A 14,664-nucleotide genomic window follows, 5' to 3' on the forward strand; every position below is an offset into this window, starting at 1 on the left:
GTCACCAAATGACTTTGAAAAACTATATGAGCAGACACAGACAAACGAACTGCTCTTAGTAAGTTAAGATGAGGATAAATTTCTCATTTTAACTTGCGCTAAATCTTGACATAGGACCATCTTTTGCCTTATATAACTCCTCTCGTGGTTCCCCTTTGTTTCTTTATCAGCCTTCATACATAGTAAACAAAAATGCCGATTGCCATGCAATTAATATCATTCGCTCGAACCTTCCATTATATAACGAACATATTCTAAAAATCCTAGTAAAATCAAGCTTTTTACCGTGCGGGCATCATCCTTTATGCCATGGCTTTCGCTTTATAATGAAAAAATCACTATCTTCTACACAAAAATACTCTTTTCAAGCTCATTTTCATTAGTTTTTCTGTCCTTATACCTTTTTCCTAACCAACTAAAAATTTAGGCTATCCATTATCACATAACACTTTTAACTCCCTAAAAACTCCGAGCTGAAAAGAATATTCTTATCCCATTCCGGCAACAGCAATGGTATACTTCTCATTTTTATCCCTCTGCATCTCCATCTCTCCTATCACATCGCTCCTTCTTTTTTCACCACCGCAAGTACCGTCTTCAGCAGAATCCGGAAGTCCATCCCCACACTCCAGTCGGTGATGTATTCCGTATCCAGCCGGACCACTTCCTCAAAGTCCGTGATCTCGCTCCGGCCGCTCACCTGCCACATGCCCGTAATCCCCGGTTTGATGGCAAGCCTTGCCCGGTGGTGCAGTTCATATTTTTCCCACTCATCCAGCGTCGGGGGCCTGGTCCCCACCAGGGACATATCGCCCTTCAGCACGTTGAAAAACTGCGGGAATTCATCAATCGATGTCACCCGGATCAGGTGTCCGATCCCGGTCTTCTTCCTGCCGTCCGGCAGGATCTTGTTTCCAATCACGCGGGTGTCAAAGTCCAGCTTGAACATCATGCCGTCTTTCACTCGGTTTTCTTTCATCAGTTCCTGTTTCCGTTCCTCCGCATCCAGGTACATGCTCCGGAACTTATACATTTTAAATTTCTTGCCGTTTTTTCCCACCCTTACCTGTGAGAAAAAGATCGGTCCCGGCGACTGGATGTAAATGGCCGGAGCGATAAAGACAAATAAAATTCCTGTCAGTATGCAGCCCACCAGTCCGCCTGCGATGTCCAGGCACCGTTTCAGGAATGCCTGTTTGTCGGTTGTGTAATTAATGCTGGTAGTCAGCACCAGATAGTTTCCAATCTTCTCCACCAGCGGTTTCTTCCCCATCTGATTGGAGGTCTGGGAAATGTTGAAGTGTACTGTCACTCCGGTTTCCACCAGCTTGTCCACCATGCTCTGGGGAAGGTTTTCCCCATCTCCCGGAATCAGAAGCACTTCATCAATCCAGGCCCGACACACATACTCCGGCGCCGTGTCCACATTGGCCACCACCGGCAGTCCGCCTACGTCCTCCCCCACGATATCCCGGTCCACAATCACCAGCCCCGCCAGGTTGTACATTTCATAGTTGTGATGCTTAATACTTAAAACCACATCCAGTGCAGCCCGGTCGGTGGTGACGATCAGGAGGGACCTGTCGCCTCCGATCCGCATTTTCTTCCGGAGCATCCGCTTCCAGAGGAGCCGTACTGCATAGGTAAGAAACAGATCGATTACACCGGTCAGATATAATACGATTCTAGAGTAATTCTCTGCTTCCTGAATGGTAAACAGGTACAAAGTTGCAAACAGCAGTACCAGCACCACATGTTTCAGGGTTACGGCAAACTCCAGGTAATACCCCCGTTTCAGGACATTTTTAAAGGTTTCAAAGAAGAACATCACCACCACGTCGGCCAGTTCCAGAAAGATTGCCATATTCAGATATAACTGCGATTCATACGGGCTGCCTGTCCTGTGCCGGATCAGGTAGGCAAGGATAAATGCCGCCTGCAGGCAGATCAGGTCCAGCAGGATAAAATCGCTATGTTTGAACCAGCCTTTTGCACTTTTCTTATACATGTCTTCCTCTTTCTCCTGTGTGATGTTCCTCGTTTTTTCTCTCATCCATGTGCGGTCCGTCAAAACCGGAGAATGGGTTCTCCGGAAAGCACCCGTCCCGGATTTTCCCGCAGAAGGAGTTCCGGGCATTCGTTGCCGTATCGTGCTGCCAGCAGGTCTCGAAGCGGTGTCAGCCGCATGGTACGCATGTCCGCACGATGGGCGTCGGAAGCGGCCAGATGGGCGAGACCCCGGCCCAGCATATAGCCTGCTGCGTCCATGGCGGCCGCCCCGAATCGTCCGAAGACACTTCCTTTATCGATCTGCAGCGCCGCTCCCATGTCGGTCCACTCTCTTGTGTGGGCCGGAATCCGCTGTACACAGCGGTACCGTTCCGGGTGTGCCAGAATCGGTAGATACTCCCCTTCCAGCAGGTGGTCCAGCATGCGGTAAATCTGCCATGCCGGCGCATCCAGCCGGGTTTCCACCAGCACATACCGGCTGCGGTTGATGGTAAGGAGTTCCTCCCGTTTCAGTTTCCGGATAAGATCCGGACCATCCATGATCTCCATTCCCTCTATCAGTTCCAGCGGGATCCGGTATTCTTTCAGCAGCGTGTTCATCTTCTCCAGCCGTTTTCGGTATTCTCTTGCAAGTCCGGCCGTCACTCTACCCGGCAGATTGGCGTGGCAGGTGGCTGCCGCCGTCTCGATGCCGGATTCTGCCGCTGTCTGTGCCATTTCCACGGCTTCCTCCCAGGAACGGGCTCCATCGTCCAGTCCCGGAAGCAGATGGGCATGCAGATCAATCATCCTTCGCCCTCCTGTTCCGGCCGCGGTCTTCTTCCGCAGAAATGCGTTCCCGGTTCTTCCGTTCTCCATACCCGTAGGATCCATAGCCATAGTAGCCGTACCCGTAGCGTCCATAACCATAGTAGCCATAGCCGCCCCGGTGAACCGGAACACCGTTGAACACGTATCCCAGCAGCGGTGCGCTGCTGTCTTCCAGCCCGGAAATACTGTCCAGAATCCGGCGTTTCTGTACCTGATCGTAACGGATCACATACAGGATGCCGTCCGCCTGCTCCGCCAGAATGCTGGCGTCTTCAAACATTTCTGTTGGCGGCGCATCCAAAAGGATCAGATCCCACTGAGCTTTCATCTCTTTTATGACCTCATGGAAACTGCTGTGATTGAGGATCTGCTGCACTCCTTTGACCGGTTTGCTTCCGCCCAGGAAATCGACTCCGGTCTCTTCTTCCCGGTAGACGGCTTCCTGAAGGCTGCATTTTCCGGTTACTACCGAGGCAAGGCCCCGGCCTTTCTCTTCGGTCAGATGCTTCCGGTCTGCCTTCTTGCGCAGGTCTGCGTCAACAAACAGGACTTTCACCCCATGGGATGCTGCTGCAATGGCCAGATTATAGGCCAGGGTGGATTTTCCTTCCCCCGGCAAGGTGCTGGTCAGTACCAGTACCTTGCCTCCCTTTTCTTCCAGTTCCCGGGAGATCCGGATCTGCAGGCTCTGGATATTCTCCCGGAATGCCTGAGGCGTCCGGCTGTCCTGCATCTGGATCCAGCGGGTATCCTGTTTCTTCCGGAGTTTTTTCGAGACTTCCGGAATGTTGGCAATACAGGACAGGCTCATAACACTGTTCAGCTCTTCCGGCTTCTGTACGGTTTTCTTGAAAAGGGCGCACAGGCAGATGAGTAGAAATCCTGATCCCGCTCCGAACAGGGCGCCTTTTAGGATCTGATCCAGATAGCTTGGCCGGTTGTACGGCTCCGTTGGAGTCGTTGGCTCATCGATCATGCTGAATCTCGTATCTCCGATGACAAACCGTACCACATCTGGGTACACCTTGATGGTGGATTCCAGAATCGCCCGGGCGTCTTCCGGACTGTTGCTGGTCACAGTCATGGTAATCATGTTGGAATCGGAGACCGCCTGGGCGGAAATTCTTCCGTTGACTGCGTCCACCCCCAGATCTTCCTCAATGGCCTCTGTCAGAAGGCTGCTGCTTAAAATATAAGGAAAGGTCTTGGCCAGCTGTCCGACTGTGTTGGTATCATAATAAAAGTTATAAGTACTGTTCTCGGTGTCCATCGTGCCTCCCGTCAGCACCGTAAAGGTGGCGGAGGACTGGTACATGGGCGTGTAAAACAGGCGGGTGGCCCTCAGATAGAAGGCGCCTGCTCCCACTGCCGCCAGCAGGAGAATCAGCCACCAGAACTTCAAAATCCCCTGGATCACGTTCCAGAACAGGGTCCTCAGGTCGATCGCATCGTCTTCCTCGATCTTCCGGGACAGGTTCTGGCTGTTTCCGCCGTAACGATCTTGCTCTGCCATCCTTACACCTCCCCGCTGTCAAAATTTCTGCCGTATCCGTAGTAGGAATGTTCCCGGAGGGAAGTCCACGGATGTTCTTTCAAAAAGGCATTTAAAATGAAACCGGTAAAGTCCACGCCTGCCTGGCGGATCGTATCCGAGGCGTCATTGGCCGCCCGGACATCGGTCCAGTCCTGGCGGACGATCAGCACTGCATTGTCCGCCATCTTCAGCATAAGTTCTGCATCACTGGATACGGACATGGGCGGCGTATCCAAGATGACGTAGTCCATCTTTTTGCGTCCGGCATCCACCAGCGCCCTCATCTCCGGCGAATCCAGATAGCGGGCCGCATTATGGATGCTCTTTTCCTGAAAGACGGTACAGATCTTTTCCTTTTTCTCATAGATCAGCACGTCTTTAATCTCTGCCTTTTTGTCCAGATAATCCGATAAATATTTCCGGTTTTCTTCCTTTTTTTCAAACACTTTGTAAAGGGCCGGCTTCTTCAGGTCCACGTCAATGAGGAGGACTTTCCGGCCTTTTTCCGCAAGGGCCAGGGCCAGGTTGGCCGCCACGGAGGACTTGCCTTCGTTTTCTGCCACGCTGGTCACCATCAGCACCTTCTGGTCTCTCCTGCGCATGTGGTGGTCAATCCGGGTCGCGGTCTTTCGGACCGCTTCCCCGAAGGACATACTGACCAGGCTGGAAGAGATCAGGATGGACTTGTTCAGCTTTTTCAGCGCTCCCCGGATGGTTTTATTTTTCCGCTCGTAGGGAATCAACTCCAGAATCCGTCCGTCCAGGTTCCGTTTGGCTCCTTCTCTTGTTTTCACGGTAAAGCGCAGGATGGAAAGGAGGACAATGAGTCCGCCGGATCCTGCTGCCCCTGCCAGAGCCGCAAGCTTCTGGATGCGGGAGCTGTTCCTGACATTGGACGGTGCATAAGGAACCGATGGTTCCTGCACAATCCGGAGCATGGCGTTGGAAAAGAGGTAGTCCGACACTTCATCGTAATTCTGAATGGCGGACTGGATCACCTGATACGCTCTTCTTGGATTTTCGCTGGTGACCTGCAGGGTGATCAGGTTTGTCTCCTCAATCACGCTTGCCTGAATGGTCTCATCAATGGAATCTTCACCGAGCTCTTCTGCAATCTTTTCTTTTAACACGTTGCTGTCGAAGACTTCGCTGAAGACTCCAGCCATCTGGTTGGTCAGGGACAGGGACGAGTAGGCGCTGCTGTCGCCCTTGGCGCTGACTGCCAGGGTGGCCTGGGCGGTGAACTCCGGTACATACAGAAGGCTCATGACGCCGGCCGCCGCCAGCCACCCTGCCGCTGCCGCCAGAAGGATCACCCATATATTTTTCAGCAGGTCCCGGATGATGCACAGGATGTTGATTTCATCTAGTTTTATTTCTCTTACTTCGTTCTTCATCTGGTCTCTCTCCTTCTTACTCCCGTACGACGACGGTCAGCCAGGTTTCTCCTCTGCCGGTGTCACCGTCTGTCTGGTAGCGGACCTGATAGATCCCCGCCTCCCCGGTGTTGACCTGGGAACTGATGGACAGGCTGTCTGCATCCAGCTGGTTGCCGTCCATGTCTTCCACATAGTCGATGTAGTCTTCCGGATGGAACTCTGTTCCCTGTTTCACATAGATCAGGTACTGGGTCAGGTGAATGTCCGTGCTGAGCCGGGACGCCTCCACGATATGGACCGGAAGTTCCGCCTGTGTGGTGTCGCCCAGGCTGTTGGAGACTTCCACCTGAATCGTATAGTCCCCGGCGGTCCGGTAGTCCACGTTGCTCTCCAGCAGCTTGATCATGGAGGAAATATCTCCGTCGATCTGGTCTGTTGCATGGACATAGCTCCGGGCATTATTTTCCGCTCCCACCGCAAAGACCAGGGGCTGGGTCAGGGTAAATTTCGGTGCCTCGTAGTCGATGAAGCGGACTCTCCGGGTCAGGGTCTCCGCCTGGTTGGAGGAGTCAAAGACCACATAGGTCAGGTTGCACACCCCCGGTTCAATGAACTGGGAAAAGTTGCCTGCCATTATCTGGTCTGTCAGATCTCCGTCCCGTTCATCCTCGGCGGTCAGCCCTGCCAGCAGGTCGCTTTCCTCATAGAAGGTGGAAATCTCCAGCTCCTCCCGGTCGCTTGTGATGACCGGCCTGGTCGGATCTTCGGATGCCCGTTCCCGGATCCGGGCCGCCCCGTAGATTCCAAGGCTTGCGATAAAAAGGATGACAACCAGTATTCGTATATATCTCATCTTGTTTTCTCCTGTCTCTTAATTTCCCCTGCTGCCTTCCCCAGATGTCGTTCCTTTCCTGTTTGTTCTTGTTTTGTCATATGTTTTGATGCTGTCGCATATACATGCTATAGAAAACATTGCGCAGATTTTATGAATTATGAATTCAGTTCCTTATTAAGGGCAATCATCTTCAGCATCTGTCTGAAATCCTGATCATTCTGAATCTGTATCCACGGGGTATAACCCAGGAATGCGAAAGGAATGTGTCTGGCAAGCCGGATAAATACGGTCCCTGCACTTTCCTTCTGATCAGACAGGTCGATTCGGAACATCTTCCGTTCCAGATCCCAGATGATCAGGCTGCCCTTCATATCCTTTGTGATATCCTGGATTTCCGGCGTGATGATCTCTCCGGTTTTCTCGTCATGGACTTCCGGATAGACAAGGACCATGGTGTTATAGGGAATCGTCCGGCAGATCAGTCCCTTCTCCGGGTCTCTTTCCCAGACCAGCAATTCTTTCTGGCCAAGCCTTACTTTTTCCGGTTTAAACACCAGATTTCTGCTTCTTTTCTCCATCTCGCCATCCCGCCTGCTTTTCATTTCTGTGCATCCGTTACCACAGAATGGTTATTCCGTGGTAACTGCCATGAAAAACGGCAAAAAATAAGGGACTGTGCCATTTTGTCACAGCCCCGGAATGTCGATCTGCCCTCCTTTTTCAAAAAAATAGCGCAACATGCCTACGCCCGCTTTCCTGGAAAAAGCAAACGGGCTTCTTTGCATGCAAAAAAACTATTGACTTCTCTTCCCTACAATATTAAAATGAAACATGCTAGAGAAAAAATGTTTTGTTATGTATTTTTTTACCACGGAATAACCATTCTGTGGTATTTTTTATACGATTAATCTCATTTTTTTGATAATGCGTTCCTGTTTACGGATTCCTTCCGCCACATAAATCCTGGTTGTCTCAATGGAGGAGTGTCCGAGGATGTCTGCAAGGAGAGCGAGATTTTTTTCTACCGCGTAAAAGCAGCGGGCGAACAGATGCCTCAGGTTGTGTGGAAAGACCTTCGTTTTGTCTACGCCGGCCTCTTCACAGATGGCTTTCATTTCATGGCAGATATTGCTCCGGTCCAGTGGTTTGCCGGTTCTTGTCTGAAAGATCGGTCCACTCTGAATGCCCTGATTGTTTACGTAGGTCCGCAGTTTCTTTTTTAGCTTCTTTGGCAGCAAAATGGTTCGATCCTTCCCTTTCAGGTGAATCTGTACCCTGCCGCATTTCAGCGCCTCTACCGTGATGAATTTCAGTTCTCCGACCCGGATCCCGGTGCCGCAGATCGTCAGAATCACATAGTAAAGCCGAAGATTCGGGCGGTTCCTTGCTGCCATCAGCAGACGTCTGTACTCCTGCTCGGAGAGTTCTCTCTCTTCATCGATAAATGCCTGTCTCTGAATCTTCAGGAGCTTTACCGTGCAGGTTTGACAGCCTGTAAATTCCAGATAGGAATTGACCGCAGAGAGCTTTGCGTTTACGGTCTTTGGCTGGTAGGATCGAATCAGCCTCTCCCGGTATTCGAGGATTTTCTGTTTTGAGACTTTTGCGCCGCCAAGAAAAGCGGATAAAATCTGAAGCTCTCTCATATACTTCTCAATCGTAGCCCGGCTTTTTTCTTCCTGGATCAGGAAGATTTCATACTCTTTCAATGACTTTTGTGTAATACGTTTCCCTTCCATAAGTATTCCTTCCTTTTGTGTTTTCTCTTTAGTATCTTCAGCTCTGCCTTCCACTAATCCTGCCTTTGTAAATTTTGCTGTATATAAAAAAAGACTGAATCTATCTCTGTTTTGGTTCAGTCTTTTTGCATTTTTTTTATTTTTCTTTACCATATGGCTGATTTTCGATATAATAAAGTTAATAATTACATCTAAGAAAGGATGCTCTACATGAAAAAAACGCTTTCCCGCCGCCAGAGTTATCTTCTGCTGGCAGTTTTTCCCGCCTATTTTATCATTGTGGGACTATTTATGCAGCCACCTTCGCAGATTCTCTCCGGTCTTTATTCGATTATCCGCGAGCCTGATTTTCTGATTACAGATTATTTCGTAATCGGCGGAATCGGAGCCGCTTTTCTGAATGCCGGTCTCATTACGCTGCTTTTACTACTGGTTCTTTATCTTCTGCATATGGAAATCGACGGTCATACCATCACCTCCTGCTGCCTGATCTTTGGCTTTTCTTTGTTTGGAAAAAATGTTGTCAACATCTGGACAATTCTTCTGGGCGTCTACCTGTATGCCCACTATCACAAAACTTCGATCCGGAATTACCTGTATGTAGGGCTATATGGAACCAGTCTTTCACCGATCATTACTCAGGTAATGCAGTTCGAAGGATTATCATTGCCCGTCCGGGTCTTTTTAAGCTTTGCTATCGGTATCAGCATTGGTTTTGTTCTGCCTCCATTGTCTACCCATGTTCACTATGCTCATCAAGGTTACTCTTTGTATAACGTCGGTTTTTCTTCCGGTATCATTGCGACAGTCATCATCTCTTTATTCAAATCCTTTGGAATTGAAGCAGAATCCCGGCTGATCTGGCATACAGGAAGTAATCTGGAGTTTTCCATCATTTTGGGGGCACTGTTCCTGATCATGATTTTATCTGCCTTTCTTCTGGACCGAAAGCAGCTGTTTGCTTCCTATAAAAAAATCCTTAAATGCAGCGGAATCTCAGGAACTGATTATCTGAAACAGGAAGGGAAAGCGCCTGTTCTTCTCAATATGGGAATCAACGGATTTTTCGCCATGTTTCTTGTGCTGATTTTGGGCGGAGATCTCAATGGTCCGACCATCGGCGGTATTTTCACGATCGTCGGATTTTCCGCCACCGGGAAGCACCTCTTTAATATTGCCCCGATCATGATCGGCGTTATTTTGGCCAGCGTAACAAAAGAGTGGAATATCAACGATCCGTCACCGATGCTTGCTCTTCTGTTTTCTACGACTCTTGCCCCGATCGCCGGGGAATTCGGGATTGTAGCCGGTCTCCTCGCCGGATTTCTTCAGTCTTCTGTAGCATTAAATGTTGGAATTCTTTATGATAGTATGAATTTGTATAATAATGGATTTGCCGGAGGAATTGTTGCCATCTTCATGGTTCCGGTGATCCGTTCCATCCGCTCCAGAAGAGCGCGCGCAAAAGGCGACCTCTCTCTTTAGAGGCCGCCTTGCTTACCATTCCTTATGCATTTTTTGAAATTCCGGTATGTAGAGAATAAGTGTCAGAAACATGATCACCATTTCAGCGAGAATAAAGAAATCTGCTGTCTGTCTGGGGATCCAGGGAAATACCACCAGCGCCAGAAGCAGTAGAAACAAGGTGGCAGTACATACTTTTCCAAACCATTTTGCCCCGTTTAGCTTCTGCCCGTGTTTCAGATTCCATGCTCCCATCACAGCCATAAATCCCTCCTTTATGATCATCAGAAGGATCAGGTAACGCATCAGGGGGTAACGGAATGCGAGACAGACAGCCACTGCCGCATGGGTCAGTTTGTCCGCCACAGGATCCAGAAATTTCCCGAATTCGGTAATCATATTGAAATGTCTTGCAACTTTCCCGTCCAGGAAATCGGTGATGGTGGAGATCAGGAGAATCGCCGCCGCCTGATATTCCTCCTGAATGGAATCCGCACGTAAGTATACAATACAAAATACCGGGATCAGAAGAATCCTAAAATATCCCATGCAGTTCGGTATCGATAACAGTTCTTTTTTTGAAAAATGCTTCATATTCCCTCCGTTCTGGTTTGACAGGCCCCCTCTTCTTTGTTTAAAATAGTGATAATACAATGACAGGCAACAAGGAGGCATTTTATGCTGCGAAATATTGATCTAAATGAAATCTCTGACGGAAACCTCTATACTTCCAATGATCTGGTACGTGCCGACTGCGGCGGATGCCGCGGATGCTCGGACTGCTGTCAGGGAATGGGAGATTCCATCATCCTTGACCCTTATGACATGGACCAGCTGTACCGTGGTACCGGCCTGAAGCCGGAGGAGCTTCTCCTTCGCGCTGTTGATCTTTCCGTTGTGGACGGCATCATTCTCCCGCATCTGAAGATGACCGGAAAACGGGACTGCTGCCCGTTTCTGTCCGGGGAGGGCCGATGCCGGATTCACGCATTCCGTCCCGGCTTCTGCCGGCTCTTTCCTCTTGGAAGACTGTATGAGGATGGTTCTTTTTCCTACTTTCTTCAGACGAAAGAGTGTGAAAAGAACCACCGTTCCAAAATCCGGATAAAAAAGTGGCTTGACATCCCGGATCTGCCTCGCTATGAAGACTATGTGTGCAGCTGGCACTACCTTCTGATGGATCTGCAGACCCATATCGAGCGGGCAGGAGATGAATCCTATCAGAAACAGGTATCCATGTATGTGCTCCAGAACTTCTACCTGACCCCGTACCCGGAAGAAGGCTTTTATGAAGCGTTCCAGGAGCGGTACGAGACGTGTAAGAAGCTCTTTCACCTGGCATAAGACCAGCTTATGCCTTCAGGTCTTTTACAGTTCTCTGGAATCCAGAACGATCGTAAACGGTCCGTCATTGATGAGGGAGACTTTCATATCTGCACCGAATCTCCCTCTTTCTACGACCGGTACCTGAGCCTTGCAGGACTCAATGATATATTCGTACAGCTCCTCTGCCGCTTTTGGATCGCCGGACTCGATAAAGCTTGGCCGGTTTCCTTTCTTGCAGTTGGCATACAGGGTGAACTGGGAAATCAAAAGCAGACTTCCTCCCACATCCGCCAGGGACAGGTTCGTCTTGCCATTTTCATCTTCAAAGATCCGCATTCCGGTCAGCTTTTTTACCATCTTGTCCGCGGTCTCTTTTGTGTCTTCCTTTCCGACACCGATCAGGACCATAAATCCCTTTCCAATACTTCCGATGGTTTCTCCATCAACGGTTACCGAGCTCTCAAGAACTCTTTGAATTACAAATTTCATCTTTTTCACTCCTTTTTTTCTCCTATCTATCTTACCGTTTTTTTGTCTGTTCTGCAAGAAATACCTTGTATTTCCGCAATAAATAAGATATATTGATACAGTATGATGAAATTTGGAAATGAGGATGAGACATGAAATTACAGCAGCTGCTCAGCTTTACACGGAAAGCTGTGGACGAATACCAGATGATCGAAGCAGGAGACAAGATTGCCGTCGGAATTTCCGGAGGCAAGGACAGTCTGACACTTCTCTACGCGCTCGCCGGTCTGCGGCGTTTTTATCCGAGGCCGTTTGACCTGATTGCCATCACGGTGGACCTTGGCTATGAGAAGTTTCATACAGAGAAGATTGAGGCACTCTGCCAAGAGCTGGATGTGCCATACCATGTAGTAAAAACGGATATTGCAAGGATTCTGTTTGAGGAACGCAAGGAAAGCAATCCATGTTCGCTCTGCGCCAAGATGCGCAAAGGCGCGCTCAATGAAGCAGTGAAGAAACTGGGCTGCAACAAGGTTGCCTATGCCCATCATAAGGATGATATTGTCGAGACGATGATTCTTTCTCTGATTTTTGAGGGACGGTTCCACTCTTTCTCTCCGAAATCCTATCTGGACCGTATGGATCTGACTGTTATCCGTCCAATGATGTATGTCAATGAAGCGGATGTCATCGGATTTCAGAGAAAATATGAGCTTCCTGTCGAAAAGAGCCGCTGTCCGGTGGACGGGCTGACAAAACGGCAGTATGCCAAAGATCTGATTCACCAGCTGGAGCTTGACCATCCGGGTGCAAAGCAGCGCATGTTTACCGCAATTATAAATGGAAATATTGAAGGCTGGCCGGTACGGCTGACAAGAGAGGAAGTAAAAAGCAGTTCTTAAAGAACTGCTTTTTTCGTTGCTTCTTTGATTTTTACGATCTCTATGATCGCATCAACACATCCGTCGATGCCAAGCTTTCCGCTGTCAAGGCAGACATCATAGCTCTGAACCGCCGACCATTTCTTGTTAGTGTAATAGTTATAGTAGCTGCCGCGCTTTTTGTCCGTCTTGATAATCATTTCCTTCGCTTTCGCCTCTGTCATGTCATACATCCGGCTGATTCGTTTGGCCCGCTTTGCTGTGTCCGCATGGATAAAGACAGACAGGACATTCCGGTAATCCTCCAGCGCATAGTCCGCGCATCTTCCGATCAAAATGCAAGGTCCTTCTTCGGCAAGCTTTTTAATCGCGTCAAACTGTGCGAGGAAGATCTTATGGTTGATCGGCATGTCAGAGTAGCTCCCTGATTTATATCCGAGTGAATAGGTATCCATTACCAGAGAATAGAGAAAACTGCTTGTCGGCTTCTCATCGTGTGCCTTTAAAAGTTCCTCTGCAATTCCACTGTCTTTGGATGCACGATCCAGCATTTCTTTATCATAAAATGGGATCTCCAGCTTCTCGGAAAGACGCTCGCCGATCTCGTGTCCACCGCTGCCAAACTCTCTCCCGATTGTAATAATTGTATTTGTTTTTGACATATACATCACGCTCCTTTAACCAGTCAGCTGTCAAGCTATCGATAGGACTATTATATATCAAATTGAGCAAAATGTATATAACTTTACCAAAAATTTAACTTTTTCTTCTTAGTTTTTGCAATAAATCAACAAAATATTGCGGAAGAGGGGCATCGAATTCCATGTATTCTCCCGTTGCCGGATGATAAATTCCCAGAATCTTCGCATGCAGCACCTGCCCTTTCAGCCCTGGAAAAGGAGGTCTGGAGGACGGTCCGTACACTTCATCCCCGAGAAGCGGATGATGAAGCGATGCCATATGGACACGAATCTGGTGGGTACGCCCCGTCTCGAGACGGCAGCGGATGTAGGTGAAATTTCCAAAACGCTCCAACACCTCATAATGGGTCACAGCCTGTTTTCCATTTTTATGGTTGATGCTCATCTTTTTCCGGTCTGTCGGGTGACGCCCGATCGGCGCGTCCACGGTTCCGGTGTCTTCTTTGATATTCCCGTATACAATCGCATGGTATTCCCTGCGGATCGTATGCTCTTTCAGCTGCTCCGCAAGAATCCGGTGGGCCTCATCATTTTTGCATACCAGAAGGGAGCCTGTCGTATCCATATCGATCCGGTGTACAATTCCCGGACGCATCACGCCATTGATCCCCGAAAGGCTGTCTTTGCAATGATACATCAGTGCATTGACAAGCGTCCCGCTGTAATGCCCCGCCGCCGGGTGGACAACCATCCCTTTCGGTTTGTTGACGACCAGAATATCCTGATCCTCATAAAGAATATCAAGCGGGATGTCTTCCGGAAGGATATCCGGCTCCTTCGCTTCCGGGATCTCCACCGAGATTTCATCGCCTGCCCCCAGTTTATAGTTTGCCTTTACAGGCTTTCCGTTTACACTCACATGGCCCTCTTTGATCAGCTTCTGAATATAAGAGCGTGATACTTCCTCCAATCTGCACGAAAGGAATTTGTCGATCCGTTCTCCGACAAATTCCTCCGCCTGCAACACTTTATTTTCCATCTGTGCCTGTTCCTTTCTTTCTTCCAAGAAACTCCAGCTCCTCCTCCTTGTACCGGAAAAAGATCAGGATAAGCAGTACCGCAAATGATACCGTCACATAAATATCTGCCACGTTAAATACCGGAAAGTCAATCAGACGGAAATAGAAGAAATCTACCACATATCCAAGACGAATCCGGTCAATCAGATTCCCGGCCGCGCCTGCCACAATGAAAATTCCGCAAAGTCTCAGCGGCAGATACCGGCCGGTCTTCGGAATCCGCACGTAACAGTAAAGAATAAAAGCAAAAATCAGAATGGCAACGCACACGAAAAAGATCTGCCGGTTCTGCAGAAGACCAAACGCGGCACCTCTGTTTTCCAGATAGTTCAGTTCAAACACGTTGTCAATCAGGACAAAGGCAGGACCGTCCTTCAGATGCGTGACTGCCAGATATTTGGTATACTGGTCAATCAGTACCGCCACGATGACAAGAATCACTGCCATGACATAATTTTTCAGTCCATTTTTCTTATTCATATCTCTCTCCTGTGATCA

15 protein-coding genes are annotated in these 14,664 nt (G+C 49.0%); 3 read left to right on the top strand and 12 right to left on the bottom strand.

The window, feature by feature from the left end:
• Positions 1–556: 556 nt before the first annotated feature.
• The 7 genes from B5G11_RS01480 to B5G11_RS01510 form a co-directional block, all read right to left on the bottom strand.
• Complete coding sequence (locus B5G11_RS01480) at positions 557–2,008, bottom strand: sugar transferase (RefSeq protein WP_087252084.1); 1,452 nt, start codon at positions 2,006–2,008, stop codon at positions 557–559.
• A 59-nt stretch (positions 2,009–2,067) separates the two neighbouring features.
• A complete protein-coding gene (locus tag B5G11_RS01485) occupies positions 2,068–2,799 on the bottom strand; it encodes a CpsB/CapC family capsule biosynthesis tyrosine phosphatase (protein ID WP_087251923.1) in 732 nt (243 codons plus the stop codon).
• Positions 2,792–4,333, bottom strand: a complete 1,542-nt coding sequence (locus tag B5G11_RS01490) for a polysaccharide biosynthesis tyrosine autokinase (protein WP_087251924.1) — start codon at positions 4,331–4,333, stop codon at positions 2,792–2,794. The genes B5G11_RS01485 and B5G11_RS01490 overlap by 8 nt, the downstream gene beginning before the upstream one ends.
• Positions 4,334–4,335: 2 nt before the next feature.
• Positions 4,336–5,751 carry a polysaccharide biosynthesis tyrosine autokinase gene (locus tag B5G11_RS01495; protein WP_087251925.1) on the bottom strand — a complete coding sequence of 472 codons (1,416 nt, stop codon included), beginning with the start codon at positions 5,749–5,751 and terminating at the stop codon, positions 4,336–4,338.
• 16 nt (positions 5,752–5,767) lie between these two features.
• The gene (locus B5G11_RS01500) at positions 5,768–6,586 is read right to left on the bottom strand and encodes a hypothetical protein (RefSeq protein WP_087251926.1); all 819 of its coding nucleotides are present in this window, start codon (positions 6,584–6,586) and stop codon (positions 5,768–5,770) included.
• A gap of 137 nt (positions 6,587–6,723) precedes the next feature.
• Positions 6,724–7,170 (bottom strand): hypothetical protein, encoded by a 447-nt coding sequence (locus tag B5G11_RS01505; RefSeq protein WP_087251927.1) that lies wholly within the window; start codon positions 7,168–7,170, stop codon positions 6,724–6,726.
• A 294-nt stretch (positions 7,171–7,464) separates the two neighbouring features.
• Positions 7,465–8,307, bottom strand: coding sequence for a tyrosine-type recombinase/integrase (locus B5G11_RS01510; protein WP_087252085.1), 843 nt, complete (start codon positions 8,305–8,307; stop codon positions 7,465–7,467).
• A 201-nt stretch (positions 8,308–8,508) separates the two neighbouring features.
• Here B5G11_RS01510 and B5G11_RS01515 point away from each other — a divergent pair, with 201 nt between their 5' ends.
• Entirely contained in the window at positions 8,509–9,792 is a 1,284-nt protein-coding gene (locus tag B5G11_RS01515; protein WP_087251928.1) for a DUF1576 domain-containing protein, read from the top strand.
• 12 nt (positions 9,793–9,804) lie between these two features.
• Here the strand turns inward: B5G11_RS01515 and B5G11_RS01520 are convergent, their stop codons facing one another.
• Positions 9,805–10,365 (bottom strand): CDP-alcohol phosphatidyltransferase family protein, encoded by a 561-nt coding sequence (locus B5G11_RS01520; RefSeq protein WP_087169368.1) that lies wholly within the window; start codon positions 10,363–10,365, stop codon positions 9,805–9,807.
• Positions 10,366–10,449: 84 nt separating this feature from the next.
• Here B5G11_RS01520 and B5G11_RS01525 point away from each other — a divergent pair, with 84 nt between their 5' ends.
• A complete protein-coding gene (locus tag B5G11_RS01525; RefSeq protein WP_087251929.1) occupies positions 10,450–11,115 on the top strand; it encodes a YkgJ family cysteine cluster protein in 666 nt (221 codons plus the stop codon).
• A 24-nt stretch (positions 11,116–11,139) separates the two neighbouring features.
• On the opposite strand, the gene dtd is transcribed toward B5G11_RS01525, so the two are convergent.
• Positions 11,140–11,586, bottom strand: a complete 447-nt coding sequence (dtd, locus tag B5G11_RS01530; protein WP_087169377.1) for a D-aminoacyl-tRNA deacylase — start codon at positions 11,584–11,586, stop codon at positions 11,140–11,142.
• 131 nt (positions 11,587–11,717) lie between these two features.
• Between dtd and B5G11_RS01535 the strand changes: the two genes are divergently transcribed.
• Positions 11,718–12,467: an ATP-binding protein gene (locus B5G11_RS01535; protein WP_087251930.1), complete on the top strand. Its 750-nt coding sequence runs from the start codon at positions 11,718–11,720 to the stop codon at positions 12,465–12,467.
• Here the strand turns inward: B5G11_RS01535 and B5G11_RS01540 are convergent.
• The 3 genes from B5G11_RS01540 to lspA form a co-directional block, all read right to left on the bottom strand.
• Positions 12,464–13,108 (bottom strand): cytidylate kinase-like family protein, encoded by a 645-nt coding sequence (locus tag B5G11_RS01540; protein WP_087251931.1) that lies wholly within the window; start codon positions 13,106–13,108, stop codon positions 12,464–12,466. The two genes, B5G11_RS01535 and B5G11_RS01540, sit on opposite strands and share 4 nt — an antisense overlap.
• A gap of 94 nt (positions 13,109–13,202) precedes the next feature.
• Positions 13,203–14,126 carry an RluA family pseudouridine synthase gene (locus tag B5G11_RS01545; protein WP_087252086.1) on the bottom strand — a complete coding sequence of 308 codons (924 nt, stop codon included), beginning with the start codon at positions 14,124–14,126 and terminating at the stop codon, positions 13,203–13,205.
• On the bottom strand, positions 14,116–14,646 hold the full coding sequence (lspA, locus tag B5G11_RS01550; protein WP_087169364.1) for a signal peptidase II: 531 nt from the start codon (positions 14,644–14,646) through the stop codon (positions 14,116–14,118). Before lspA ends, B5G11_RS01545 begins: the two co-directional genes overlap by 11 nt.
• Positions 14,647–14,664 lie beyond the last annotated feature (18 nt).

The sequence above is a fragment of the Drancourtella sp. An57 genome, assembly GCF_002161525.1.
Lineage (GTDB): Bacteria > Bacillota > Clostridia > Lachnospirales > Lachnospiraceae > Sellimonas > Sellimonas catena.